This is a genomic window from Mesorhizobium sp. B3-2-1, from assembly GCF_006439515.1.
Classification (GTDB): Bacteria; Pseudomonadota; Alphaproteobacteria; order Rhizobiales; family Rhizobiaceae; genus Mesorhizobium.
In genome coordinates, this window is sequence record NZ_VFTI01000022.1 from 25,146 (window position 1) to 50,172 (window position 25,027).

At 65.8% G+C, this 25,027-nt stretch carries 23 protein-coding genes and 1 tRNA gene; 21 read left to right on the plus strand and 3 right to left on the minus strand.

Annotated elements, in window-relative coordinates; translation table 11 throughout:
- The first annotated feature begins 86 nt into the window (after positions 1–86).
- Both rsmI and FJW08_RS21630 read left to right on the plus strand, forming a co-directional pair.
- On the plus strand, positions 87–983 hold the full coding sequence (rsmI, locus tag FJW08_RS21625) for a 16S rRNA (cytidine(1402)-2'-O)-methyltransferase (protein WP_140812207.1): 897 nt from the start codon (positions 87–89) through the stop codon (positions 981–983).
- 84 nt (positions 984–1,067) lie between these two features.
- The gene (locus FJW08_RS21630; protein ID WP_015314716.1) at positions 1,068–1,445 is read left to right on the plus strand and encodes a YraN family protein; all 378 of its coding nucleotides are present in this window, start codon (positions 1,068–1,070) and stop codon (positions 1,443–1,445) included.
- Between the two features lie 241 nt (positions 1,446–1,686).
- On the opposite strand, the gene FJW08_RS21640 is transcribed toward FJW08_RS21630, so the two are convergent.
- Complete coding sequence (locus tag FJW08_RS21640) at positions 1,687–2,493, minus strand: undecaprenyl-diphosphate phosphatase (protein ID WP_140764999.1); 807 nt, start codon at positions 2,491–2,493, stop codon at positions 1,687–1,689.
- 227 nt (positions 2,494–2,720) lie between these two features.
- Here FJW08_RS21640 and FJW08_RS21645 point away from each other — a divergent pair, with 227 nt between their 5' ends.
- From FJW08_RS21645 to FJW08_RS21710, 12 genes are all read left to right on the plus strand, one after another.
- On the plus strand, positions 2,721–3,413 hold the full coding sequence (locus FJW08_RS21645; RefSeq protein WP_140764996.1) for a glutathione S-transferase family protein: 693 nt from the start codon (positions 2,721–2,723) through the stop codon (positions 3,411–3,413).
- Positions 3,394–4,548, plus strand: a complete 1,155-nt coding sequence (gene queG / locus FJW08_RS21650; RefSeq protein ID WP_140812208.1) for a tRNA epoxyqueuosine(34) reductase QueG — start codon at positions 3,394–3,396, stop codon at positions 4,546–4,548. Before FJW08_RS21645 ends, queG begins: the two co-directional genes overlap by 20 nt.
- Entirely contained in the window at positions 4,545–5,444 is a 900-nt protein-coding gene (locus FJW08_RS21655; RefSeq protein ID WP_140812209.1) for an SDR family oxidoreductase, read from the plus strand. Before queG ends, FJW08_RS21655 begins: the two co-directional genes overlap by 4 nt.
- A 119-nt stretch (positions 5,445–5,563) precedes the next feature.
- Complete coding sequence (mepA, locus tag FJW08_RS21660) at positions 5,564–6,649, plus strand: penicillin-insensitive murein endopeptidase (RefSeq protein WP_140812210.1); 1,086 nt, start codon at positions 5,564–5,566, stop codon at positions 6,647–6,649.
- A 293-nt stretch (positions 6,650–6,942) separates the two neighbouring features.
- On the plus strand, positions 6,943–7,989 hold the full coding sequence (locus tag FJW08_RS21665) for a glucokinase (RefSeq protein ID WP_140812211.1): 1,047 nt from the start codon (positions 6,943–6,945) through the stop codon (positions 7,987–7,989).
- Between the two features lie 77 nt (positions 7,990–8,066).
- A complete protein-coding gene (locus tag FJW08_RS21670; RefSeq protein ID WP_140812212.1) occupies positions 8,067–9,926 on the plus strand; it encodes an ABC transporter ATP-binding protein in 1,860 nt (619 codons plus the stop codon).
- A complete protein-coding gene (gene dapB / locus FJW08_RS21675; RefSeq protein WP_140812213.1) occupies positions 9,923–10,768 on the plus strand; it encodes a 4-hydroxy-tetrahydrodipicolinate reductase in 846 nt (281 codons plus the stop codon). The genes FJW08_RS21670 and dapB overlap by 4 nt, the downstream gene beginning before the upstream one ends.
- Positions 10,769–10,859: 91 nt before the next feature.
- Positions 10,860–11,480, plus strand: coding sequence for a 2,3-bisphosphoglycerate-dependent phosphoglycerate mutase (locus tag FJW08_RS21680; protein WP_140764976.1), 621 nt, complete (start codon positions 10,860–10,862; stop codon positions 11,478–11,480).
- Between the two features lie 298 nt (positions 11,481–11,778).
- Positions 11,779–11,863: transfer RNA gene (locus tag FJW08_RS21690), tRNA-Leu, on the plus strand.
- Between the two features lie 925 nt (positions 11,864–12,788).
- Positions 12,789–13,331, plus strand: coding sequence for a cytochrome b (locus FJW08_RS21700; protein ID WP_140812215.1), 543 nt, complete (start codon positions 12,789–12,791; stop codon positions 13,329–13,331).
- A 183-nt stretch (positions 13,332–13,514) separates the two neighbouring features.
- The gene (locus tag FJW08_RS21705) at positions 13,515–15,206 is read left to right on the plus strand and encodes an FAD-dependent oxidoreductase (RefSeq protein ID WP_140812216.1); all 1,692 of its coding nucleotides are present in this window, start codon (positions 13,515–13,517) and stop codon (positions 15,204–15,206) included.
- On the plus strand, positions 15,206–15,514 hold the full coding sequence (locus tag FJW08_RS21710; RefSeq protein ID WP_140812217.1) for a UBP-type zinc finger domain-containing protein: 309 nt from the start codon (positions 15,206–15,208) through the stop codon (positions 15,512–15,514). Before FJW08_RS21705 ends, FJW08_RS21710 begins: the two co-directional genes overlap by 1 nt.
- Positions 15,515–15,553: 39 nt before the next feature.
- Here the strand turns inward: FJW08_RS21710 and FJW08_RS21715 are convergent, their stop codons facing one another.
- Positions 15,554–15,736 carry a hypothetical protein gene (locus FJW08_RS21715; protein WP_140760428.1) on the minus strand — a complete coding sequence of 61 codons (183 nt, stop codon included), beginning with the start codon at positions 15,734–15,736 and terminating at the stop codon, positions 15,554–15,556.
- A gap of 93 nt (positions 15,737–15,829) precedes the next feature.
- Positions 15,830–17,821 carry a BTAD domain-containing putative transcriptional regulator gene (locus FJW08_RS21720; RefSeq protein WP_140812265.1) on the minus strand — a complete coding sequence of 664 codons (1,992 nt, stop codon included), beginning with the start codon at positions 17,819–17,821 and terminating at the stop codon, positions 15,830–15,832.
- A gap of 248 nt (positions 17,822–18,069) precedes the next feature.
- Here FJW08_RS21720 and FJW08_RS21725 point away from each other — a divergent pair, with 248 nt between their 5' ends.
- The 7 genes from FJW08_RS21725 (at position 18,070) to FJW08_RS21755 (ending at position 24,977) form a co-directional block, all read left to right on the plus strand.
- The gene (locus tag FJW08_RS21725) at positions 18,070–19,158 is read left to right on the plus strand and encodes a pyridoxal-phosphate dependent enzyme (protein WP_140812218.1); all 1,089 of its coding nucleotides are present in this window, start codon (positions 18,070–18,072) and stop codon (positions 19,156–19,158) included.
- An 11-nt stretch (positions 19,159–19,169) separates the two neighbouring features.
- Positions 19,170–20,657, plus strand: a complete 1,488-nt coding sequence (locus FJW08_RS21730; RefSeq protein WP_140812219.1) for an aspartate aminotransferase family protein — start codon at positions 19,170–19,172, stop codon at positions 20,655–20,657.
- A gap of 50 nt (positions 20,658–20,707) precedes the next feature.
- Positions 20,708–21,064: a hypothetical protein gene (locus FJW08_RS21735; protein ID WP_140760298.1), complete on the plus strand. Its 357-nt coding sequence runs from the start codon at positions 20,708–20,710 to the stop codon at positions 21,062–21,064.
- A gap of 132 nt (positions 21,065–21,196) precedes the next feature.
- Positions 21,197–21,568 (plus strand): hypothetical protein, encoded by a 372-nt coding sequence (locus FJW08_RS21740; protein ID WP_140812220.1) that lies wholly within the window; start codon positions 21,197–21,199, stop codon positions 21,566–21,568.
- A gap of 110 nt (positions 21,569–21,678) precedes the next feature.
- Positions 21,679–22,305: a CDGSH iron-sulfur domain-containing protein gene (locus FJW08_RS21745; protein ID WP_140812221.1), complete on the plus strand. Its 627-nt coding sequence runs from the start codon at positions 21,679–21,681 to the stop codon at positions 22,303–22,305.
- 99 nt (positions 22,306–22,404) lie between these two features.
- The gene (locus FJW08_RS21750; RefSeq protein ID WP_140812222.1) at positions 22,405–22,761 is read left to right on the plus strand and encodes a DUF559 domain-containing protein; all 357 of its coding nucleotides are present in this window, start codon (positions 22,405–22,407) and stop codon (positions 22,759–22,761) included.
- A 176-nt stretch (positions 22,762–22,937) separates the two neighbouring features.
- Positions 22,938–24,977 (plus strand): hydantoinase/oxoprolinase family protein, encoded by a 2,040-nt coding sequence (locus FJW08_RS21755; protein WP_140812223.1) that lies wholly within the window; start codon positions 22,938–22,940, stop codon positions 24,975–24,977.
- Positions 24,978–25,027: the final 50 nt, after the last annotated feature.

Here is a 25,027-nt window from a genome sequence, read left to right on the forward strand (position 1 = left end):
TACATCGGTGTGAGTTTTGCAAGCCGGCGCCAGCCATGCCAAACAGGATTTGGCAGGCCAAACAGGCCTGAACGGAGACGGCATCGGTGACTGGCGAGACGGGCAGGCGCAGCTATGTGGTCGGGCAGACCGAGATCGCCGCCCGTCCGCTCGATCCGGCGCTCTATCTGGTGGCGACGCCGATCGGCAACCTGGCCGACATCACGTTGCGCGCGCTGGAGACGCTGGCCGCCGCCGACATCGTCGCCTGCGAGGATACGCGCGTGTCGCGCGTGCTGCTCGACCGCTACGGCATTCGCCGCCGCACATCAGCCTATCATGAACACAATGCCGGCGAGGCCGGGCCGAAACTGATCGCGGCACTCGAAGCCGGCCAGAGCGTGGCGCTGATTTCGGATGCCGGCACGCCGCTGGTCTCCGATCCCGGCTACCGGCTGGTCGGCGAGGCGCTCGACCATGGCATTCGCGTCGTACCGATTCCCGGGCCCTCGGCGCCGCTTGCCGCGCTCACCGCATCCGGCCTGCCGTCCGACGCCTTCCTGTTCGCCGGGTTTTTGCCGGTCAAGGTTGGCCAGCGGCTGTCGCGGCTGGAAGCGTTGAAAGCCGTGCCGGCGACGCTGATCTTCTTCGAATCGCCGCGCCGGCTGGCCGAGTCGCTCGGCGCCATGGTCGAAGCGCTCGGCGGCGAACGCCAAGCCGCCATCGGCCGGGAATTGACCAAGACCTTCGAGGAGATGCGCACCGGTACGCTGCGGGCGCTCGCCGACCATTATGCGGCGGCCGATACGCCGAAGGGCGAGATCGTCGTCTGCATCGGCCCCGCCGAGGCCAAGGCCAACGAACCCGAAGACATCGACCGTCTGCTTTTGTCGCTCGCCGCCGAAATGCCGGCCTCCAAGGCGGCGGCGGAGGCCGCGAAAATGACCGGCGGCCAGAAACAGGCGCTGTATCGGCGGCTGCTGGAACTCAGGGACAGGCCATGACCCCAAAAAGTGGAGCGCGGTTTTCTCGGACAAACGGTTTCGTTTGTCCAGAGATCATGGTCGAGCAAAGTTCCGGAGCCGGCGGTGGCTGAGCGCCCGAGCGCCAGCCGCCAGAAGGCCTACCGGCGCGGCCATCGCGGCGAATGGCTGGCGGCTGCCGCGCTGATGCTGAAGGGCTACCGCATCCTGGCGCGCCGCCATCGCACGCGTTTTGGCGAGATCGACCTGATCGCACGGCGTGGCGACCTCGTCCTGTTCGTCGAGGTCAAGGCGCGCCGCACGCTGATCGAAGCCATGGAAGCGATCGGCCACGAATCGGAGCGCCGCATCGAGGGTGCGGCCGACATCTGGCTGTCGCGCCAGCCGGACTATGGCAGGCTGTCGATGCGCTTCGACATGGTTGCCGTGCTGCCCTGGCGGTGGCCGGTGCATGTCCCGAATGCGTTTTATGGGAGGAGCTAGATTACAAAAGGCGGTGCCGCCCCTCATCGCCCTGCCGGGCACTTCTCCCCGTATAGTGACGGGGAGAAGGGAGCGGCCGCAGCGACTGCGCCCTTCTTGCAACCGTTGTAATTGGCGAAATCGCAGATGACAGCGCCCCTCTCCCCGTCCCTATACGGGGAGAGGATGCCGGCAGGAAGGTGAGGGGCAGCGCAAACTTCTGATAACGCGCCTATTCAAACCGACGCGATTGCCCTTGCAATCACCCCCAAACCATCAGCGCCACCAACCCGACAATCCCCACCACCAGCCGCCACCAGCCGAACAGCGAGTAGCCGTTGCGCGAGACGTAATCGAGCAGGAAGCGGACCACGAACAGCGCCGTGACGAAGGCGGCGACGAAGCCGATGGCGATGATCGGCAGGTCGGCAGAAGTCAGCACGTTGCGGTTCTTGAACAGATCGAAGGCGAAGGCGCCGACCATGGTCGGGATGGCGAGGAAGAAGGAAAATTCCGCCGCCGCCCGCTTGTCGACGCCCAGAAGCAGCGCGCCGACGATGGTCGACCCGGAGCGGGACGTGCCGGGGATCAGCGACAGGCACTGGAAAAGCCCGATCTGCAGGTAAAGCCTGGTCGGAAACCGCTCGACGTCGCGATAGACCGGCTTGAGGTTCATGCGATCGACCACCAGCAGCACCACGCCGCCGATGATCAGCATGATGCAGATCAGTCGCGGCGATTCGAACAGCACCGTCTTGATGAAGTCGTGCGCCAGCGCGCCGATGATCGCGGCCGGCAGGAAGGCGATGAGGATGCCGATGACGAAGTGCCGCGTCAGCCGGTCATGCGGCAGGTCGAGCAGCATCTGCCACAGGCGCCGGAAATAGACGCTGAGGATGGCCAGGATGGCGCCGAGCTGGATCAGGATCTCGAAGGCCTTGCCGGTCGACTGGAAGCCGAGGAAATGGCCCGCGAGCAGGATATGGCCGGTCGAGGACACCGGGATGAATTCGGTCAGTCCCTCCAGCAGGCCGAGCAGCAGGGCTTCGACGATGGTCTGGCTTTCCATTTCTACCTCGGCATTGGCGTGACGGCTAACGGAATGGCTTGCTTGTCATGGCGCCGAAGTCCCCCTATAGGTCGCAACACCCCTGACGGCCCGCTAACCGGGCGGCCAAGACTTACCGGTGCGCCTTGCGATTCGCCAGTGTGGCAATCCGGAATTCGCCACACCTGGGACGAGCGCGATGCGCGAATTCCGGATTCTGAACCAGTGCGCTTTATCATCGCGGAACCATGCTGACGCTTTTCCACCATCCCATGTTCGCCACCTGCCGCTTCGTCCGCCTCGCCTTTGGCGAGTATGGCGAGGAGCTGGCGCTGATCGAGGAAAAGCCGTGGACGCGCCGCAAGGAGTTCTTGGCGCTGAATCCGGCCGGCACGCTGCCGATCCTGCTGGCCGAGGGTGACGTGCCGATCATCGGTGCGACGGTCATCTCGGAATATCTCGACGAGACGCGCGGCGTGCTGAAGCGCGACAAGCGGCTGTTCGCCGAGGACCCGATGCAGCGCGCCGAAATCCGCCGGCTGATCGACTGGTATCTCAACAAGGCCGAAGGCGAAGTCACCCGCCACCTCGTGCGCGAGCGCGTGCTGAAGCCGGTGATGCCGGAAACCGCTGGCGGCGGTTCGCCCGATTCGGGCGCCATCCGCGCCGCGCGCGCCAACATCCGCCAGCACATGAAATACACCAACTGGCTGGCCGGCACCCGTCATTGGCTGGCCGGCGGCAGGGTCACCTATGCAGATCTGGCGGCCGCCGCGACGCTGTCGGTGCTCGACTATCTCGGCGAGATCGACTGGCGCGAACACCCCGCCGCGCGCGAATGGTACACGCGGGTGAAGTCGCGGCCTTCGTTCCGGCCGCTCTTGACCGACCGCGTGCGCGGCCTGTCGCCGGTATCGCACTATGCGGATCTCGACTTCTGACGCGGCAAAACTGCGTGCGCTGATCGACGCGGAAGCGCGGCGCGCCGGGTTCGATGCCGTCGCCGTCACCGCTCCCGATGCGATTCCCCTGGCGCCAGCACGGCTTGCCGAATTCGTCGCCGACGGCTTTCATGGCTCCATGGATTGGATCGCCGAGACGCTCCAGCGCCGCAGCGAGCCTTCGACGCTGTGGCCCGACGTGCGCTCGATCATAGTGCTGGCGATGAATTATGGGCCGGACCATGACCCCCGCGATGTGCTGGCCAGGCGCGACCGTGGCGCGATCTCGGTCTACGCGAAGAACCGCGACTACCACGAGGTGATGAAAGGCCGGCTGAAGGAAATCGCCGGCAAGATCGTCGCACGCGCCGGCGGCGACGTGAAGGTGTTCGTCGATACCGCGCCCGTCATGGAAAAGCCGCTGGCGGAAGCAGCAGGCCTGGGCTGGCAAGGCAAGCACACCAATCTGGTCAGCCGCGAACACGGCTCCTGGCTGTTCCTCGGCACCATCTTCACCACGGCCGAGCTCGCACCCGACCGGGCCGAGATCGACCATTGCGGCTCCTGCCGCGCCTGCCTCGACGCGTGTCCAACCGACGCATTCCCCGCCCCCTATAGGCTCGATGCGCGGCGCTGCATCTCCTATCTCACCATCGAGAACAAGGGACCGATCCCGCATGAATTCCGCGAGGCTATCGGCAACCGCATTTATGGCTGCGACGACTGCCTGGCCGCTTGCCCGTGGAACAAGTTCGCAAGTGCGGCTTCGGAGGCCAAGCTCGCCGCGCGCGACGATTTGCGCGAGCCTGCGCTCGCCGACCTTTTGGCCCTCGACGATGCTGGCTTCCGCGCCTTCTTCTCCGGCTCGCCGATCAAGCGCATCGGCCGCGACCGCTTTGTCCGCAACGTGCTTATCGCCGCCGGCAATTCCGGCGAGGCCGCCCTTGCCGGCATCGTCCGGGACCTGCTCGGCGACGCCTCGCCGCTGGTGCGGGGCGCGGCAATATGGGCGCTGGCGCGGCTGGTGCCGGAAACCGAATATGCCGAACGGGCCGCGAACGGCCTGAAGAGCGAGAGCGATGGCGCCGTCCGCGAGGAATGGCGCCTGGCGCGGCCAAACAGGACGCATGCATGAGCGAAAAGCAGGTCTTCATCTTCGGCGCCGGCTATTCGGGTAAGGCCTTTGCCCGCGCCAATACGGGAGCCGCCACGATCGTCGGCACGACACGCGTTGAAGAAAAATTCGATGCGCTGCGGCAGGCCGGCATCGACCCACTGCAGTTCGATGGGAGGTTGACGGGCGACATCGGCGATGCGCTGGAGAAAACCACCCATCTGGTGATTTCGATCGCCCCGGAAGAAACCGGCGATCCCGTGCTGAATGCCGCCCGGGAAGCAATCGCGGGGATGCCTGACCTGAAGTGGATCGGCTATCTCTCGACCGTCGGCGTCTATGGCGATCATGGCGGTGCCTGGGTCGATGAAACGGCCGCGTGCCGGCCGGTTTCGAAGCGTTCGGTGATGCGGGTCGAGGCCGAGCAGGCCTGGCTGAAGCTCGGCCGGGACATTGACCGGCCGGTGGCGATCCTGCGGCTGTCGGGCATCTACGGTCCGGGCCGCAACGCGCTGGTCAACCTGGAAAACGGCACGGCCAGACGCCTGGTCAAGCCGGACCAGGTGTTCAACCGCATCCATTGCGACGACATATCGGGCGCGCTGTGGCATCTGATCGGCGGCAATACGGGCGGCATCTTCAATGTCACCGACGATGAGCCGGCGCCGCCGCAGGATGTCGTCGCCTATGCCGCTTCGCTGATGGGGGTTGAGCCGCCGCCCGAAATTCCGTTCGAGAACGCGCAACTTTCGCCCATGGCGCGGTCCTTCTATGGCGAGAACAAGCGGGTCGCCAATGCGGCGATCAAGGCGGCGGGCTATCGTTTTCGCTTTCCCGACTATCGCGCCGCCTTCGACCATATGTGGGCAAGCGGCGACTGGCGCGACGGCGCGCCGCGCAGTCCGATGAAGGGATAAGCAATTCCAGGAAAAGTGTGAAACGGTTTTCCGTCCGGAATTGCCCCAAAAGCTAGAGCGATCGAAGCGTCGCATGTTGCGTGCTATGATTCGGGCTTGGGGTTTGTGGATCCGGTTTCATGAAGACAGCGACGTCTCTCGGAAAAAAATCACTGTTCGCCGCCGCGCTTGGTCTGTTCGCATTGACCGGTCTCGCCCCACAACCGGCAGCGGCCGAGGAACGGGCAAAAGACCTGTTCGGCGCCGAGAAACTGCCGACGGCTACCGCCCCTCAATCCTTCGGCTTCTATTCCAAGGGCTGCTTTGCCGGCGGCGTCGCCATTCCCATGGATGGGCCGACCTGGCAGGTGATGCGGCCATCGCGCAACCGTCGCTGGGGTCATCCGGCGATGATCGCGCTGATCGAGAAACTGTCGCGCGACGCGGCCGCCGACGGCTGGCCGGGTCTGCTGATCGGCGACATCGCGCAGCCGCGCGGCGGGCCGATGCTGACCGGCCATGCCTCGCACCAGATCGGGCTCGACGCCGACATCTGGCTGACGCCGATGCCCGACCGCACGATGACCAGGGCGCAGCGCGAGACCATGAGCGCCACGCTGATGGTCGACGAGAAGACGCATCTGGTGAAGGACGCGCTATGGACGCCGCAGCACACGGCGTTGCTGAAGCGCGCGGCGAGCTATCCGCAGGTCGAGCGCATCTTGGTCAATCCGGGCATCAAGAAAAAGCTCTGCGACACCGTCAAGGGTGACCGCTCCTGGCTGCGCAAGATCAGGCCGTTCTGGGGCCACGACTATCATTTCCACATGCGCATCGGCTGCCAGCCGGGCTCGCCCAACTGCAAGGCGCAGGAGGCGACACCGGATGACGACGGCTGCGGCAAGCCGCTGGCCTGGTGGTTCACCGAAGAGCCGTGGCGGCCCAACAAGAACCCCGATGCGCCCAAGGCCCGCGACCTGATGACGATGGCCAACCTGCCCAGGGAATGCCGCGCCGTGCTCGACGCGCCGGGGCCTGCCTCGGCCGAGGCCGCGACCTATCATGGCGACGCGGTGCCGATCGCGGTGGCGGCGCCCGAACCCGAAGCGCCGGCGCTGCCTGCTGTGACGGCCAGCAGCACGGCCGGCCTGCCAAGCGCTGTGAACGCTTTCATGGCGACACCGGAGGTCGGCGTGCCGGTGCCACGGCCACGGCCCGGCAATTGACGATTGATTGCCGAGGTCGGCGCCGCCCCTCATCGCCCTGGCCGCAGCCTCGGCGCCCTCTTTGCCACGTCAGCGATTGGCAAAACCATCGATGGCAGCCCCCTCTCCCCGTCACTATACGGGGAGAGGATGCCGGCAGGCAGGTGAGGGGCGGCGCCGACGGCGCAAGGATCGGATTCAAATTCGAAGCGATTGTCCTGGAACTGAAAGCAAGCGGCTTTCCCTTTGCAAGGCCATGCGCTAGTCAACGGGAAAACAGCGGCACGTAGCCCGGACGGGGAACGGACGAGAGCATGCCAAGCACAGCCGATGACGAGACTTTGCTGCGATTTCCGATCCTGATCGGCGATATCGGCGGCACCAATGCGCGCTTTTCGATCGTGCTCGACGCCAACTCCGAGGCCGGCGAGCCGACCATCGTCCAGACCGCCAATTACAACACCATCGACGAGGCGATCCAGGCGGCCGTGCTCGACCGCTCCTCGGTCCGTCCCAATTCGGCGGTGCTGGCGGTGGCCGGGCCGGTGGACGGCGACGAGATCGAGCTCACCAACTGCCCGTGGGTCGTCAAGCCTAGGCAGATGTTCGCCAGTCTCGGCTTGAGCGACATCGTCGTGCTCAACGATTTCGAGGCGCAGGCGCTGGCCGTCGTCGCGCTTGGCGAAGAGCATATGGAAAAGATCGGCGGCGGCACGCCGGAGCCCAATGCCGGCCGCGTCGTGCTGGGTCCGGGAACCGGTCTCGGCGTCGCCGGGCTGGTCCATGCGCTGCATCACTGGATACCGGTGCCCGGCGAAGGCGGCCATATGGATATCGGGCCGCGCACGCCGCGCGATTTCGAGGTGTTCCCGCATATCGAGAAGCTCGAGGGTCGCATTTCGGGCGAACAGATCCTGTGCGGACGCGGCCTCGTCAACGTCTACCGGGCGGTGGCCAAGGCGGACGGCAAGCCGTCGCCCTTCACCACGCCGGCCGAGGTCACCGCTGCGGCGCTGGCCAAGACCGATCCTGTGGCGCAGGAAGCGCTGGAGACCTTCGTCACCTGCCTCGGCCGCACCGCGGGTGACCTTGCGCTGGTGTTCATGAGCCGGGGCGGCGTGTACCTCACCGGGGGCATCGCGCAAAAGATCGTGCCGGCATTGAAGGAGGGCAATTTCCGCGCCGCCTTCGAGGACAAGGCGCCGCACAGCGCGCTGATGCGCACCATGCCGGTCTATGTCATCACCCATCCGCTGGCGGCGCTCCTCGGCCTTGCCGCCTATGCCAGGAACCCCTCGCTGTTCGGCGTCCAGACGGCGGGCCGGCGCTGGCGCGACGAAGTTAGTCACCCCAAGGCATAGGCAAGCCTGCTGCTTGGCGTTAATAGGGGTGCCGAAATGCCCGCCACGGGCAGCGGAAACCGACAAAGCCTTCTGATTTGACACTTCAAATTCCAAACAAACAAAAAGCCCGGCCTGGCGAGGTCACAGCGGTGCTGCGCCGCATTCTCGCTGAGAACAGCCATGACTATCGCTGGACCTATGTCATGGTCATCACCTGTTCGCTGATCGTTTCGGGCACGACCGCCTTCACGGCCTGGATCATGGCCCCGATGGTCAACCAGATCTTCTACGAACGGCGTGGCGACGCGATCGTGTGGATCTGCGCCGGCTTCATGGCGGCCTTCCTGCTGCGCGGCTTCGCCGGCTATGGCCAGGCGGTGGCGCTGGCCAAGATCGGCAACAATCTGGTGGCGCGCTACCAGAAGCGCATCTTCGATCACCTGATGAAGCTCGGCGTCGGCTTCTTCAACGACACACGTTCCGGCCGGCTGGCAGCGCAGGTCAACGAAAACGTCGGCGGCATCCGCGACCTGCTGTCGTTGACGCTGACCTCGATCACCCGCGACGCCGTGACGCTGATCGGGCTTCTCGGCGTCATGGTCTACCAGGATCCGGTTCTGTCGCTCAGTTCGCTGCTGATCGGGCCGCCGCTGATCTGGGCCGTCGTCTACCTCACCCGTCGCGTGCGGCGCATAACCCGCGAATCCGTGCTGATCAATTCGCGGTTGATCGGCGCCGTGCAGGAAGCCACGCAAGGGATCGCCATCGTCAAGGCCTTCACCATGGAGGACGAGTTGGCGGGCCGCATCGGCAAGCTCGCCAGCGACGCCGAACAGCGCTCCAACAAGATTGCCCGCGTCTCCGAACGGCTGGCGCCGATTTCCGATATGCTGGCCGGCCTCGCCGTCACCTCCGTCATCGCCTATTCCGGTTACCGGGCGCTCGTTCTCGGGCAGCCGCCGGGCGCGGTCTTTTCCTTCATCACCGCGCTGATCCTGGCCTATGACCCGGCACGGCGCCTGGCGCGCATGCAGGTCGGCATGGAGCGGGCGCTGGTCAATGCACGCATGATCTACGAACTGCTCGACCTCGAGCCGAAGCAGGGCGACGCCCCGGATGCCACGCAGGCGCATTTCACCACGGGCGAAGTGCGCTTCGACAACGTATCCTTCCGTTATGTCGAGGAGGCACCGGTCCTGCAGGGTCTGAGCTTTGTCGCCGCCGCCGGCAAGATGACCGCCGTCATCGGCGCATCCGGCGCCGGCAAGACGACGCTGGTGGCGCTGTTGCAGCGCTTCTACGACGTCGAGAGCGGCACGATCACGATCGACGGCCAGGATATCTCGAAGGTCACCAAACAGTCGCTGCGCGGCTCGATCGCCTATGTCTCGCAGGCCCCCTACCTGTTCGAAGGCACCATCCGCGACAACATCCGCTATGGCCGCCCCTCGGCCACCGATGCCGAGATCGAACAGGCCGCGCGACTGGCCGCGGCCGACGAATTCATTCGCCAGCAGCCGCAAGGCTATGACACGCCGGTCGGCGAGAATGGCGCCACGCTGTCCGGCGGCCAGCGCCAGCGCGTATCGATCGCCCGCGCCATCGTGCGCCAGGCGCCGATCCTGCTGCTCGACGAGGCGACATCGGCGCTCGACAACGAGGCCGAAGCCCGGGTCCAGCAGGCGCTCACCAAGGTCATGGAAGGGCGCACCACCATCGTCATCGCGCACCGCCTCTCGACCGTGGTCAATGCCGACCACATCATCGTGCTGGAACAGGGCCATCTGGTCGAGGAGGGTACGCACGCCTCGCTGATGGCCGACCCGCACAGCGTCTATGCCCGTTTCCACCGGATACAGGGCGTCAAGGGCCTGGGGCTTGTCGACGACAGCGCGCCGGTCGAGACTTCGGTTCAGGATTTGGAAACCCAGAACGTCGCCGGGAGCACGGCATGAGCGAAACATCGGCAACATCGGGCGAGCCGACCAGCGATATGGGCCTTGTGGTGGTGGGCGCGGCCGGCCGCATGGGCCAGACGCTGATCCGTGCCATCCACGCCATTCCGGGCGCCCGCGTCATCGGCGCAGTCGAGCGCGCGGATTCGCCTCACCTGGGCAAGGATGCAGGCGAACTGGCCGGCGTCGGCCGCATGGATGTGGCGATCGGCAGCGATCCTTTACCAGTCTTCGCCAGGGCCGATGGCGTGCTCGATTTCACCACTCCGGCCTCCACGGTAGAGTTCGCCGGCTACGCGGCGCAGGCGCGCATCGTCCATGTCATCGGCACGACCGGCTGTTCGGCCGACGACAATGCGAAAATCGCCGCCGCCGCGCGCCACGCGACCATCGTCAAGTCGGGCAATATGAGCCTCGGCGTCAACCTGCTGGCGGTGCTGGTCGAGCAGGCGGCGCGCGCGCTCGATGCCGATGATTTCGACATCGAGATCCTCGAAATGCACCACAGGCACAAGGTCGACGCGCCTTCGGGCACGGCGCTTCTGCTCGGCGAAGCCGCCGCCGCCGGGCGCGGCATCGCACTGGCCGGCAACGAAGTGCGTTCACGCGACGGCCATACGGGTGTGCGAAAAACCGGCTCGATCGGCTTCGCCGCCCTGCGCGGCGGCTCGGTCGTCGGCGACCACAGCGTGATCCTGGCCGGCACCGGCGAGCGCATCACGCTGTCCCACCATGCCGAGGACCGCGCCATCTTCGCCCGCGGCGCCGTCAAGGCCGCACTGTGGGCGCGCGGCAGGAAGCCGGGACTGTATTCGATGCGCGACGTGCTCGGGCTTGCCTGAAACGACCCTGAACCATCTTCGTTCCTAGGCAAGTCCGGACGGAAAACCGCTACACACTTTCCTTGAACGCTCAGACCCCAGAGGAGCAAAAATGTCGAGAACTCTCGTGCTCGTTCGCCACGGCCAGAGCGAATGGAATTTGAAGAACCTGTTCACCGGCTGGCGTGACGTCGACCTGACCGAGCAGGGCCACGCCGAGGCCAAGGCCGCCGGGCAGAAGCTCGAGGCGCGCGGCCTGAAATTCGACATCGCCTTCACCTCGGCGCTGGTCCGGGCGCAGAAAACCTGCCAGCACATTCTCGACGCGGTCGGCCAGAGCGACCTGAAGACCATTCGCGACCAGGCGCTCAACGAGCGCGACTATGGCGACCTCTCCGGTCTCAACAAGGACGACGCACGCCAGAAATGGGGCGAGGAGCAGGTGCATGTCTGGCGCCGCTCCTATGACGTGTCGCCGCCCGGCGGCGAAAGCCTGAAGGACACCGGCGCCCGCGTCTGGCCCTACTACCTGCACGATCTACAGCCGCACGTGCTGCGCGGCGGCACGGTGCTGGTCGCCGCCCACGGCAACTCGCTGCGCGCGCTGATCATGGCGCTGGACGGCAAGTCGGGCGAGGAGATCGTCAAGCTGGAGCTCGGCACCGGCGTGCCTGTGATCTACCAGCTCAATGCCGATTCGACCGTGGCCTCGAAGGAAGTGCTGGAAGGCTGAGCTTCTGTTATTTCTGCCAATTGTGACATTGGAGCCGCCCCTCATTGCCCTGCCGGGCATTTCTCCCCGTATAGTGACGGGGAGAAAGAAGCCGACCGCGACGCTGGCGCTCTTTTTGCAACGCCGATAATTGGCGAATCGTCGGTGAGAGCGCCCCTCTCCCCGTCCCTATACGGGGAGAGGATGCCGGCAGGCAGGTGAGGGGCAGCGCCGACGCCCGAAACTGAGTCGGCGAGTGGCGGCCTTCGAAAAAAGCGCGTTGACAGCAATCGCTTGCCCGCTTATTGAGCCCGCACCAGCCCAGATGGCGGAATTGGTAGACGCGCACGGTTCAGGTCCGTGTTCCGCAAGGAGTGGAGGTTCGAGTCCTCTTCTGGGCACCATTTTTTCCCGACTACCAACGGGATCAATTAGATAGGCCAATTCAATTCGTTGAGTTCACGCTCGTGGGTGTGTTTCTGGCTTGTCCGACCCATGAAGCGTATTGGCTCCCTCAAGCACTGTTTCGCCCGGCGAGCCCCCCTGATGTCAAAGGCCGCACGGCGGGCCCCAAGCGCGCATCCCGTTGGGCCAAGCGATTGTCTCGTCCACGCGGCATCAGCACGAGCCCACGCCCCGCTGCTTATTGTCCTCGGCGTCGCGCAGGCTGGTGCTGATCTAACGGCTTGTTTCGGCACTATAAAGCTGCTGCAATCGACCGACTGGCGATAGGGGGCACGGATGCTCAAGTGGGGAGCGATCTTGGGGGTTATCGGGTTCCTTGCCGGCTTCGTAGGGCCGATTGTCCTTACGCTCGAGGCAAACCAGGGGCCGCTGCTCGGAATATTCATAACCGGGCCACTCGGCTTTCTTGTCGGCCTGGTTGTCGGTCTCGTGTTGAAGCTGCGGCCGCATCGTTACTAGAGCATGATGTCGAAAAGTGCGAAGCGGTTTTCGGACAACATCATGCTCTATCTCTTTTTGATTTAGAGACGGATTCAGATTTCAGGTCGACTCGACCTGAAATCATCCGGCTCTAGCCTCTCGGCCCTGACTTCCGCGATCTAGTAGCTTCGCCAATTGCCGACCTCCGTGCGCTTTCGGAAGGCGGCTGACCGATCCGTCCCGGCCGGTGCCGCAGCCTATTACCGCGGCCATCATTTGATCGTCGCATGCGCCGGTTCGGCTACCGCTCAGTGCCTCATCTCCCGGCGCCTCCCGAAAGGACGCATCGTGTCCGGCCCGGCGCGACCAAAAAGGACCACTGTCCCGACAAAGCTTTGACATGATCGCGCGTAGTTTAGAAACATTCAAAACTGGATGCTTCGCATGAATCCCACCTACACAAGCGCGCAAAAGGCCATGCACTGGGCCGTGTTCGTGCTGGTTATCGGTCTTTATGGCTTGACCTATGTTGAGGAGCTTTTTCCCCGCGGCGACCCCGGCCGTGCGCTCGTCTGGTGGCTTCATATTTCGTTTGGGATGCTGTTGTTCGTGCTGATCGTTGTCCGCATCGGCCTGCGCCTGACATTGGGAACCCCGGGGCTGCCGCGGCAAATGTCAGAGCTGGAACGCTGGACGGCCAAGGTCGCGCATCTGGTGCTTTACGCACTGCTCGTGGCCATACCGGTTCTTGGCATCGTGTTGACGTGGTACAGGGGCGATGCGTTGAGCTTCTTTGGCCTCTTCACCGTCCCGGCGCCGGTTTCTCCCGACCGCGACGCGGCCCGATTCGTAAGGGAGCTGCACAGCCTCTGCGCCAATCTGATCCTCATCCTTGCCGGACTGCATGCGGCGGCGGCGCTGTGGCATCATTTCATCCGCAAGGACGATGTGCTCAAGCGTATGTTGCCGGAAGCGGCTGGCTCCTGAGAGGCAGCGGCAGCCCAAGGCGATCATTCCTCTGGGCGGCGAACCCTGAGTTTCGAAATTCTCAAGTGGGCCGGCCCTGGTCATCCCGGAGCGACGGCGTGGTGACTGGCCCAACCTCCCCTCCCGGCTAGTCCGCGAACAAACCGCTTCAAACCGCGCTCCCGCTTCGCTACGCTCGCTGCCATGTCTCAATCCAGCACCGCGATCTTCGGCGCCCGCCGCGACCAGGCGTTTCCAACGCTGGCCGAGGCGGACATCGATCGCATGCGCCGATTCGGCGAGGCCAGCGCCTATGCCGCCGGCGAGCACATTTTCGAGGCCGGCGATGTGTCCCCGGGGCTGATCGTCGTCCTGTCGGGCAAGGTCGACATCACCCAGGATGGCAAATTTGGCCGGCGCGAGACGCTCGTCACGCATGGTCCCGGCAGCTTCGTCGGTGAACTGGCGCAGCTTTCGGCCCGTCCCTCGCTGGTCAATGCGCAGGCGGCCGAGGCGGTCGAAGCGTTCGTCATCTCCTCGCAGAGGCTGCGCGACCTGATGGTGCAGGAGGCCAATCTCGGCGAGCGCATCATGCGGGCGCTGATTTTGCGCCGCGTCGGGCTGCTCGAGAGCGGCACGATCGGCCCCATCATCGTCGGACCGGCCGACAATGGCGACGTCCTTCGCCTGCAGGGCTTTCTCGCCCGCAGCGGCCAGCCCCACCGCGTGCTCGATTCAAAAACCGATCCTTGTGCAAAAACCCTGTTCGAGCACTTCCATGTCGATCCGCACCATTTGCCGGTCGTACTTTGCCCGAATGGCAGGCTGCTGCTCAATCCCGCGGAGAAAGACCTCGCCCGCTGCATCGGCCTGCTGCGGCCGGTCGACGCCAGCAAGGTCTATGACGTCGCCATCGTCGGCTCCGGACCGGCCGGGCTGGCGGCGGCGGTCTATGCGGCGTCCGAAGGGCTGTCGACCATCGTGCTCGATTGCCGGGCCTTCGGCGGCCAGGCCGGCGCTTCCGCGCGCATCGAGAATTATCTCGGCTTCCCCACGGGCATTACCGGCATGGCGCTGATGGCACGCGCCTACAACCAGGCGCAGAAATTCGGCGTCGAGATGGTCATCCCCGACGAGGTGAAGCTGCTCGGCGCCGCCACCGACGGCGCGCGCTACAAGCTTGCGGTCGGCGACGGCGAGAGGGTGCGCACGCGCTCGGTGGTGATCGCCAGCGGCGCGCGCTATCGCCGCCTCGATGTCGCCAACCTCGCCGAGTTCGAGGGCACATGCGTGCATTATTGGGCCTCGCCCATCGAAGCACGGCTTTGCGGCGGCCAGGAAGTGGCGCTGGTCGGCGCCGGCAATTCGGCCGGCCAGGCGGCCGTCTTCCTGGCCAGCCATGTCGGGAAAGTGGCGCTGCTGGCGCGTGGCGGCAGTCTCGAAGCCTCGATGTCGCGTTACCTCGTCGAGCGCATCAGGGCGCAGCCGAACATCGAGGTGCTGACCGGCACCGAGATCGAGGCGCTGGACGGCGAGGAAGGCAATCTTGCCACGGTCCGCTGGCGCGACCGCTCGACCGGCGCCTCGACGACGCGGCCGATCCGCCATCTCTTCCTGTTCATCGGCGCCGACCCGAATACCGATTGGCTCGTCCAATCCGACGTGGCGCTGGACGCCAGGGGTTTCATCCGCACCGGCTCGGACACAGCATCGGCGCATGGCGTGATGGAGACGAGCCGCAGCGGCGTGTTCGCCATCGGCGACGTGCGCTCCGGCTCGGTCAAACGCGTCGCGGCTGCCGTCGGCGAAGGCGCCCAGGTGGTGGCGGCGTTGCATGCATTTCTTGCGCGGGAAGGCAGCCGTGCCGACGCCGCTCAACCTGTCGGGAGAGTGTGATGGCTGACGAGTGCAGACACGCGGCTGGCATCAAGGACGTGACGCCGAGCGCGCTCGGCTGCGAGGAGTGCCTGAAGAGCGGCTCCTGGTGGGTGCATCTGCGGCTCTGCCGCACCTGCGGTCATGTCGGCTGCTGCGACGACTCACCCAACCGCCACGCGACCAAACATTTTCATGCCACCAGCCATCCCGTGATCGAGGGCTATGATCCGCCGGAAGGCTGGGGCTGGTGTTATGTCGACGAGATCTTTCTCGACCTCGGCGACCGCACGACCCCGCAGCGCGGCCCGATCCCCCGCTTCTACTGAGCTATCGAGCAGCCCGGAGAAAAGCGGGTTCGGCCTGATTTATCGTACCGACCCGGTAACGGTCCTGTCGACATCCGGAACGGATTTGCGATCGTTGCCGGCAAGGGCGGCGATGAGCAGCAGGCTGGCCACGACCGGAACGAACAGCACGGCGATACGGGCCTGTATATGAAGAATGGCGCGCCATTCGCTGCTGCGCTTGTCGGGGCTGTCGCTCATCATACTCACTTTGCCATGGACCCCCCGAGGTCACATAGCCGTCAACGGTTAAGCAACTCCTTCCGACTTCGTTAACGCAGGCGTTCAAGCCTGAAATCAGCCCAACCCGATCCGCCTGGCGCCCTGCCGGAACAACACTTCGGCGTCGGGCTCGAAGCGGAAAGTGCCGATGAAATCGTCGGCGCGGTAGTCCGGCAACGTCTTGCGGATGGCGGCGGCAAAGCCGCGCGCCTCGTCGAGCCGTCCTGCCAGCGCCAGGCAATGTGCCGCGATCGCCAGGATGATGGTGTGCGCGTTCGGCCGCGCCGCCGCCTTCAGTGCCCATACGGCAGCCTCCTCGAACTGGCCGAGCCGGACATGCGCCATGGCCCGCGCCCCCAGCATGCCGAACAGCAGCGGATCGAAGGGGCTGAGATGGCGCGAATGGTCGGAGGAGCCGATTGCTGCCCGCGGGTCGCCCGACTGCGAATGGACGAAGGACAGCGCGTAATGGCCGAGCGCGAAATTGGGGCTGAGTTTCACCGCCTGTTCCAGTTCGCCTAGTGAGCCCTCCTGTTCGCCGCGCAGCCACAGCGCCCGCCCCATTGCCCAGTGCGCGGCCGGATTGTGGTCGTCGACCAGCAGGCTCTGGCCGGCGCTCTCGAAGGCCAGCGCGCTTTCCCGGTCGCGGTCGCCCCAGCGCTGGAAGGCGTTCTGCCAATGGGTGAAGGACAGGCCGGCATAGGCGCGGGCGAAGGTCGGATCGAGCTGCAAGGCCCTGGTGAAGAAATGCCGCGCCGTTTCGTTCTCGGCCTGGGTGAAGCGGTACATGTGCCAGAGGCCGCGATGATAGGCCTCCCAGGCATTGAGCGAGTTGGGTGCCTTCAGCAGGGCGCGGTTGCGCTCGACCGTCTCGATCTCCACCGAGATCGACGACACGATGCTGTCGCCGATGTCGTCGAGCACGGCAAAAATGTCGTCCGGACGGCGCTCGAAGGTCTCGGCCCAGACGATCCTGGCGGTACGCACCTCGACGAGTTCGACGCTGACGATCAGGCGACTGGCCATGCTGCGCACCGTGCCGGTGGCGACATAGTCGACTTTCAGCCGGCGGCCTGCCTCCTCGGGCGCGATGCCCTTGTCGGCCAGCGCGAACACCGATCCGCGCGCGATGACGAAGAAATCCCGCAGCTTGGCGAGGCGGGTGATGATGTCGTGGGTGAGGCCGTCGGCCAGCCCGCCGCGCAGGCCGGATTCATCGACGAACGGCATCACCGCCAGCGAAGCATGGCTCGGCTCGACCGGACCAGGGTCGGGTCGACCAAGGTCGAGCAGGTCTGGCGATGACGTCAATTGCGATGCCGTGGACTGGCAGGCCGGCTGCGCCTGCGGGTCACGGATCATGCGCCATGCTGCCCGCAGCGGCGCGAAATCCAGGTCTTCCGACTGGAACAATTGTGCCGCCACCGCCAGATGCCTCTCGGCCGCGGCGATCTCGCCGCGCCGGGCGAGGCTCGCCAGCAGCGTCGTATGCGCGCGCTCGTCGAAAGGCGCGAGTTCCACCCACCTGTCGAGATGCGCGATGCCCTCGTCGCAGTCCGCGGGCAGGCTCGCGACGAGCCGTTCCAACACCGCTGCATGGACGGACCGGAAGCGGCGGCGCTGGCCGATCAGCCAGCTGTTGAAGTGCGGATTGCGTTCGAGCTCCAGCCCGTCGAGAAAATCGCCGGCGAAGAGTTTTGCCAGGGTTCGCAACCGCTCCGCATCGAGCGTGTCGATCCCGTGCGCGGCGGCACGGCTGATCTCCAGGGCATCGACAAGGCAGCCGCCGAGATCGAGCGCGACCGTATCGTCCTGCGTGCGGACATGGCGCCGGTCCGGCGTGTCGAGAGCGCCGCGCAACTTGCTCAGGCACCAGCGCAGCTCACCTCGCGGATCGTTGGGCACATCCCACAGAAGTTCGCACAGGCGGCTGCGCCCCACCGGGTGCGGCGCCAGCACGAGATAGGCCAGCAGCGCCCGCAGCTTGCGCGACGCCGGCAGCGCCATCGGCGCGCCGTTGCGCGTGACCGTCAGCGGTCCGAGCAGCCGCACGGACAGGCACGGCATGCCGCCGTCCTGCCTCGATGGTGCGGTTTCCACGTCCGTTTCCACGCCTGCTCCCACGCTGGCCTGTCGGCCCTTGCTTTATCACCAAACACGACACGGCGCATCCGGCGGCAAATTTCGCGCCGGCCGCGGTCAATGCCGCATCGCCGGCATGTCAGCCCTAGCGCGACAAGGTCTCGAAACCTCGCCGCCCAGGCCGGCGGTTTGTAACCGGCCTGTGAAGATGAACACGATGGAGGAGATCAACGATGTTGAACAAACAAAGAATCAGGACCACCGCCGGGCGCGGCCACCTGTTCGACAGCATTCTGGACACGGTCGGCGACACGCCGGCGGTGCGCATCAACAATCTCGCACCGGCCCATGCGACCATCTACGTCAAGGCCGAGTTCTTCAATCCGGGCGCCTCGGTGAAGGACCGGCTGGCGCTCAACATCATCGAGGAGGGCGAGCGCAGCGGCGCGCTGAAGCCGGGCCAGACCGTGGTCGAGGCGACCAGCGGCAACACCGGGATCGGCCTCGCCATGGTCTGCGCGCAAAAGAACTATCCGCTGGTCGTCACCATGGCCGACAGCTTTTCGGTCGAGCGCCGCAAGCTGATGCGCATGCTCGGCGCCAAGGTGGTGCTGACGCCACGCGCCGAAAAGGGTTTCGGCATGTACAAGAAGGCGGTCGAGCTGGCCGAGGCCAATGGCTGGTTCCTTGCCCGCCAGTTCGAGACGGCCGCCAATGCCGCCATCCACGAGGCGACGACCGCGCGCGAAATCATCAATGATTTCGCCGGATCGCGGCTCGACTGCTTCGTCACCGGCTATGGCACCGGCGGCACCGTCGTCGGCGTTGCGCGCGTCTTGCGCCGTGAACGGCCCGACACCCGCATCGTGCTCTCCGAGCCGGCCAATGCGCAACTGATCGGCAGCGGCAAGGCGCAGCAGCGCGGGGCCGATGGCGCCCCCGCCGCCAGCCATCCGGCCTTCGAGCCGCACCCGATCCAGGGCTGGACGCCGGATTTCATCCCCAACGTCCTGCAGGAGGCGATCGATGCCAGCCTCTATGACGAGGTGGTGCCGATCGCCGGGCCCGAGGGCATCAAATGTGCCAGGGCTTTGGCCCAGAAGGAAGGTATTTTCACCGGCATTTCCGGCGGCGCCACCTTCGCCGTTGCGCGGCAGGTCGCAGAGAAGGCGCCCGCGGGATCGGTAATCCTGTGCATGCTGCCCGACACTGGCGAGCGCTACATGTCGACGCCGCTGTTCGACGGCATCGAGGCCGAGATGGACGCCGACGAGCTGGCGCTGTCGCGCTCGACGCCTGGCTGCCAATTCCCGGCGGCTTGACGGAGGCAGTCATGGACATCGCGCAGGAAACCCTCGGCGTCGCAACCGAAGAAACGCTTGACCCCGCCGACTGGGCTGATGTCCAGGCCCTGTCGCGCCGGGTCGTCGACGATGCCGTCGATTATTTGCGCGACGTGCGCGACCGCCCGGTATGGCGGGAAATGCCCGTGGACGTGCGAGCGTTTTTCGCGGCACCCCTGCCGCGTGCGCCGGCGCCGCTGGCCGATGTCTACGGCGAGGTCTCCCGCACGGTGATGTCCTATCCAATGGGCAACATCCATCCGCGCTTCTGGTCCTGGTACATGGGGTCGAGCAACTTCACCGGCGCGCTCGGCGATTTCCTCGCGGCGATCCAGGGCTCCAACCTCGGCGGCGGCAACCACGCCGCCGGGCTGATGGACAGCCAGGTGGTGAACTGGTGCAAGGAGATGCTGGGCTTTCCGGCCTCCGCCAGCGGAACGCTGGTTAGCGGCGGCTCGATGGCCAACATCATCGGGCTGACCGTGGCGCGCAACGTCAAGGCCGGCATCGACGTGCGCGAGCACGGCGTTGCCGCCATCGAGAAGCCGCTGCGCTTCTACGGCTCGGACCAGATCCATTCCTGCCACCGCAAGGCGATGGAAGCGCTTGGGCTCGGCAACCGTGCGCTGCGCCGCATCCCGACGGATGCCGGGCTGCGCATCGACATAGCGGCCCTGCGCGCGGCGATCGCCGAGGACCGGGCTGCCGGCTTCACGCCGGCCTGCGTTATCGGCAATGCCGGTACGGTGAACACCGGGGCGATCGATGATCTCAGGGCGCTTGCCAAACTCGCTCACGAGGAAGGCATGTGGTTCCATGTCGATGGTTGCATCGGCGCGCTGATTGCGATCGCGCCGCAAAACGCCCACCGCGTTGCCGGCATCGAATGGGCCGATTCGATCGCGCTCGATCCGCACAAATGGCTGCATGCACCCTTCGAGGTCGGCTGCGCGCTGGTCAGGGATGCCGCAGCGCACCGCCGGACCTTCGCGGTGACGCCGGAATATCTGGAATCGATGCCGCGCGGCCTCGCCTCCGGCGAATGGCTGCACGATTACGGCCTGCAGACGTCGCGCGGCTTTCGCGCGCTGAAAGTGTGGATGGCGCTGAAGGAACATGGCGTCGAAAAATTCGGCCGCCTGATCGACCAGAACATCGCGCAGGTCTCCTATCTGGCCGGCCTGATCGAGGCCGAGCCTTCGCTGGAGCTGGCGGCGGCGCCGACCATCAACATCGTCTGCTTCCGCTACCAGCCCAGTTTGGCGGGCGAAGCACCGAAGGCGCTCAACACCGAGATCATGCTGCGGCTGCAGGAGCAAGGCATCGCCGCACTCTCCGACACCACCGTGCATGGCGAGCACTGGCTGCGCGTGGCGATCACCAACCATCGCACCCGACGCGACGACCTCGATCTGCTGGTGCGCGAAGTGGTGAGGCTGGGGCGTGAGATCACTGCGCAGGGCCCGCTGTCTTCCTAGTTGCCGGCGAGCGTGCCAGTCTGCCCGCGATGATTCGAGGGAGGTCGGCGGTGACGCTGTTTCGCATGGTTGCGCTGGCGGCACTGGTCCTGACCAATTCGGCGGAGGCCGCCGACATGGCGTTTTTCGTCAAGAACCTGCGCAAGGAGGCGGTCGCGGTCGAGCTGTTCAGCCGCGACCGCGAGACCGTCTGGCCGGGCAGCGACAAGGTGTTCCTCGTCGATCCGGGCTCACAGAAATCGGTGCCGATCTCCTGCAATCAGGGCGAACGCATCTGCTATGGCGCCTGGGTCGACGGCAATGACAAGATTTCCGCTGGCGTCGGGCCAGACAACGACCAGCCCTGCGATACCTGCTGTTTCATCTGCGTGGAGCACACGACCGAGACGATCGACCTGGTGCCGTAAGACAAGGTGGGCCATAAGCGCGTCGGGCCCAAATTAAGTCAGGGATCCAGTCACCAGCCCCACTTCCGCGATTCAGCACGGCATGCGATGGTTGCGGCGCGGCCAGATGGGCCGCTTATTCAGGGGGTTACCATGTTCTACGCCTATGCGCGCCGCTCGCTGGCCGCGCTTTCTCTCGCCATGTTGCTGGTGCCGTCGGCCCATGCCGGCGACGTCACCTTCGCCGTCAAGAACAGCCATCCCAATGCCATGCGCCTCGAGCTCTACAGCCAGGACCGCGACTATGTCTGGCCGGGCAATGGCAAGGATTTCTATCTCGACGACGGCGAGACCAAGCAGCTGCCGATTTCCTGCAATGAAGGCGAATCGATCTGCTACGGCGCTTGGGTCGATGGCGATGAGGGCACCTATTGGGGCGTCGGCCCCGGCAACAAGGAAAAATGCGAGGATTGCTGCTACACCTGCAGCGGCGGCGAGACCGAGGAGATCGAGCTGGTCCCCTGACCGGTTTGCCAGCTTGACGGTTTTCCTGCTGGGAGCCATAGCCTACCCAAACACCTAAGGCACGCCGCGTCACTCAGGCGGCGTGCTCCAGGCAAACAGGGAGCACGCCAATGGCCGGCATGGTCGAAAGCGACAAGATCGACGTCGGATTTTCCGGCAAACGCTGCATCCACTCGCGCAATTGCGTGCTCGGCGACCCGCATGTCTTCGTGCCCAACGCGCCGGGCCAATGGATCCATCCCGAGGCGGCCAGCGTCGAAAAGATCGTCGCGCTGGCCGAGAACTGCCCCTCGGGCGCCATCACCTATGTCCGCAAGGATGGCGGCCCGCAGGAAAAACCGCCTGTGGTCAACACCGTGCGGCTGCGCGAAAACGGCCCGCTGGCGGTGCATGCCGAGATCGTGCTTGGCGACGAGACGTTTTTCCGCGCCACGCTCTGCCGCTGCGGCGCCTCGCAGAACAAGCCGTTCTGCGACAACAGCCATATCAAGGCCGGCTTTGCCGCTACCGGCGAACCGGCGCTGAAGGACGCGCCCGCGCTGGAGACCCGCAACGGCCCGCTGAAGGCGACGCCGACCGCGAACGGCCCGCTCAAACTCGAAGGCAATGTCGAGATCGTCACCGGCACCGGCCACACGGTCGACCGCACCACGAAGGTCTTCCTGTGCCGCTGCGGCCACTCGGCCAACAAGCCGTTCTGCGATGGGTCGCATAAGAAGGTCGGATTCGTCGGGTAAGGCGGCGCCAAAGCTGCCAATCTCCCCCCTCGTGGGGGAGATGTCCGGCAGGACAGAGGGGGGCGCCGTAGAGCGCCGACTTCAATAGCGAGGATCGCAATGCCTCATACGCCATTGCCCCCAAGACATCGCGCGAACGCCAGATCGATGCGCAAGGTCATGACATCCGCCGAATTGAAGCTCTGGAACGAGCTTCGTGCGCACCGCCTGATGGGGCTTGGTTTCCGCCGACAATTCCCAATCGCTGGTTATATTGTCGACTTCGCTTGCCCGGATAAGAAACTTGTCGTCGAAGTCGACGGGTCCCAGCATGCGGACTCAGTCACCGGCGACGAAGCCAGGACATTGCCCCTGGAGCAAGACGGTTGGACTGTCCTGCGGTTCTGGAACGACGACGTCATTCGCAGCATCGATAATGTCTGCCAGCATATTGTGATCGAGGCCGGGCTTGGCTGATGGTGCCGTGATTGCGGCGAGGTCGGCGGGACAGCGCCCCCCTCTGTCCTGCCGGACATCTCCCCCACGAGGGGGGAGATCGATCTCTCATCCCACCGTGGCCCATGTCACATAGCTTTATCGGCCGGTCGGTATCGGCTAAGGGGCGGGGCAGCAGAACTCCTCGGATCCACCCAATGACCGCCAAATCCAAGCCCGCCCCTCTCTTCCTCGGCATCGACACCGGCGGCACCTACACCGATGCCGCGCTGTGGTCCGAGACCGAGGGCCCACAAGAGGGGCCGAACAAGGGCAAGGTGCTGGCCAAGGCCAAGGCGCTGACCACGCGGCATGATCTGGCCGTCGGCATTTCGGGCGCCGTCGATGCGGTGCTGAAGGCTGGCACCAATCCGGCCGACATCAAGCTGGTCTCGATGTCGACGACGCTTGCCACCAATGCGCTGGTCGAGGGCCAGGGCGGCCGGGTGGCGCTGGTCATGATCGGCTTCTCCGAGGCCGATCTTGCCCGCGATGGGCTGAAGACGGCGCTCGGCACCGACCCGGTGGTGTTTTGTCCGGGCGGTCATGATGTGCACGGCAATGCGGCAAAGCTCGACCTGTCCGGACTGGAGGCGATGCTGCCGGAACTCGGCGTTTCGGTGTCCGGCTTTGCCGTCTGCGCCTATTTCGCCACCCGCAATCCCGCGCATGAGATCGCCGCCCGCGAACTGATCCGCGACAGGACCGGTCTGCCGGTCACATCGAGCCATGAGCTGTCGGCCAAGCTCGGCGGCCCGCGCCGGGCGCTCACCACGCTGCTCAATGCCAGGCTGATCTCGATGATCGACCGGCTGGTGGCGGCGACCGAGGGGTTCCTTCAGGCGCGCAACATCGCCGCTCCCTTGATGGTGGTGCGCGGCGATGGCGCGCTGGTTTCGGCGGCGTTTGCCCGCCAGCGGCCGATCGAGACGATCCTCTCGGGTCCCGCCGCCAGCCTGGTCGGCGCCCGCCACATGACCGGGCTCGACAATGCGGTGGTGTCCGACATTGGCGGCACCACCACCGACGTCGCCGTGCTCGATGGCGGCCGGCCGCGGCTCGATCCGGAAGGCGCCACCGTCGGCGGCTTCCGCACCATGGTCGAGGCGGTCGCCATGCGCACGTTCGGCCTTGGCGGCGATTCCGAGGTGACGCTGGAGGATGGCGCGCTCAACCCGAAGATACTGCTCGGGCCGCGCCGCCTGGTGCCGCTGGCGCTGGCCGGCATGGCGCATGGCGAGGCGGTGACAGCGGAGCTCGAACGCCAGTTGCGCGCCCCCAACACCGGCCGCATGGATGGCCGCTTCGCGGTCCGCACCGGCGTGCCGGACCGGCTCGCCGCGGGGCTGACCGCCCCCGAGACAAAGCTCTATGAGGCGATCGGCGCGACGCCGCTCGCCCTCGACAGGCTGCTGACCTCGAACGCCCAGAACGCCACGCTGAACCGGCTGGTCTCGCGAGGGCTGGTGCATATCTCAGGCTTCACCCCGTCCGACGCCGCGCATGTGCTCGGCAAGCAGGCGAACTGGGATGCCGCCGCCGCCCGCCTCGGCGCAGAACTGTTCGCCCGCAGGCGCGATGGCCGTGGCCAGGCCATCGCTGCCTCGCCGGAAGCGATCTCGGAGCGGGTGCTGGTGACGCTGACGCGCTGGTCGGCCGAATACATCCTGGAAACCGCCTTTGCCGAGGACGGGCTCGATGGCGCGGCGACCGTGGCGCACGCGCTGGTCCAGCGCGCCGTCGACGCCCACCCCGGCATCGCCCGCCTCAGCGTCGCGCTCGACCGGCCGGTCATCGGGCTCGGCGCGTCGGCCCCCCTGCACTATGCCGGCCTGGCGCCCTTGGTCGGCAATGAGTGCTTGGTGCCCCGGGATACCGATGTCGCCAACGCGCTCGGCGCCGTCGTCGGCCAGGTCAGGGTGTCCGCCGAGGCCCGCGTCAGCCAGCCCAAGGAAGGCCTGTTCCGGCTTGCCTCGGGTGAGACGGTGCGCGATTTCCTCGACGAGGCGGCGGCGATCGCGGCCGCCGAGGCCGACGTGCGCGCCATCGTCGCCCAGCGTGCCCTTGATGCCGGCACCGACAGCGCCGAGATCGACGTTGCGACCGAGTTTCGTGTCTCGACCGTCGAAGCGCAGCGCATGTTCATCGAAGCGCATGTCGTGGCGGTTGCCTCGGGCAGGCCGAGGATCGCGGTTTGAGGAAGAAGAGCGATCTCCCCCCTCGTGGGGGAGATGGCCGGCAGGCCAGA

Bases quoted from the DNA above. Each gene is read 5' to 3' on its own strand.
- FJW08_RS21640 (WP_140764999.1), bottom strand. From the start codon at position 2,493: ATGGAAAGCCAGACCATCGTCGAAGCCCTGCTGCTCGGCCTGCTGGAG.
- FJW08_RS21645 (WP_140764996.1), top strand. From the start codon at position 2,721: ATGCTGACGCTTTTCCACCATCCCATGTTCGCCACCTGCCGCTTCGTC.
- queG (WP_140812208.1), top strand. From the start codon at position 3,394: ATGCGGATCTCGACTTCTGACGCGGCAAAACTGCGTGCGCTGATCGAC.
- FJW08_RS21655 (WP_140812209.1), top strand. From the start codon at position 4,545: ATGAGCGAAAAGCAGGTCTTCATCTTCGGCGCCGGCTATTCGGGTAAG.
- mepA (WP_140812210.1), top strand. From the start codon at position 5,564: ATGAAGACAGCGACGTCTCTCGGAAAAAAATCACTGTTCGCCGCCGCG.
- FJW08_RS21665 (WP_140812211.1), top strand. From the start codon at position 6,943: ATGCCAAGCACAGCCGATGACGAGACTTTGCTGCGATTTCCGATCCTG.
- dapB (WP_140812213.1), top strand. From the start codon at position 9,923: ATGAGCGAAACATCGGCAACATCGGGCGAGCCGACCAGCGATATGGGC.
- FJW08_RS21680 (WP_140764976.1), top strand. From the start codon at position 10,860: ATGTCGAGAACTCTCGTGCTCGTTCGCCACGGCCAGAGCGAATGGAAT.
- FJW08_RS21700 (WP_140812215.1), top strand. From the start codon at position 12,789: ATGAATCCCACCTACACAAGCGCGCAAAAGGCCATGCACTGGGCCGTG.
- FJW08_RS21705 (WP_140812216.1), top strand. From the start codon at position 13,515: ATGTCTCAATCCAGCACCGCGATCTTCGGCGCCCGCCGCGACCAGGCG.
- FJW08_RS21710 (WP_140812217.1), top strand. From the start codon at position 15,206: ATGGCTGACGAGTGCAGACACGCGGCTGGCATCAAGGACGTGACGCCG.
- FJW08_RS21715 (WP_140760428.1), bottom strand. From the start codon at position 15,736: ATGATGAGCGACAGCCCCGACAAGCGCAGCAGCGAATGGCGCGCCATT.
- FJW08_RS21720 (WP_140812265.1), bottom strand. From the start codon at position 17,821: ATGCCGTGCCTGTCCGTGCGGCTGCTCGGACCGCTGACGGTCACGCGC.
- FJW08_RS21725 (WP_140812218.1), top strand. From the start codon at position 18,070: ATGTTGAACAAACAAAGAATCAGGACCACCGCCGGGCGCGGCCACCTG.
- FJW08_RS21730 (WP_140812219.1), top strand. From the start codon at position 19,170: ATGGACATCGCGCAGGAAACCCTCGGCGTCGCAACCGAAGAAACGCTT.
- FJW08_RS21740 (WP_140812220.1), top strand. From the start codon at position 21,197: ATGTTCTACGCCTATGCGCGCCGCTCGCTGGCCGCGCTTTCTCTCGCC.
- FJW08_RS21745 (WP_140812221.1), top strand. From the start codon at position 21,679: ATGGCCGGCATGGTCGAAAGCGACAAGATCGACGTCGGATTTTCCGGC.
- FJW08_RS21750 (WP_140812222.1), top strand. From the start codon at position 22,405: ATGCCTCATACGCCATTGCCCCCAAGACATCGCGCGAACGCCAGATCG.
- FJW08_RS21755 (WP_140812223.1), top strand. From the start codon at position 22,938: ATGACCGCCAAATCCAAGCCCGCCCCTCTCTTCCTCGGCATCGACACC.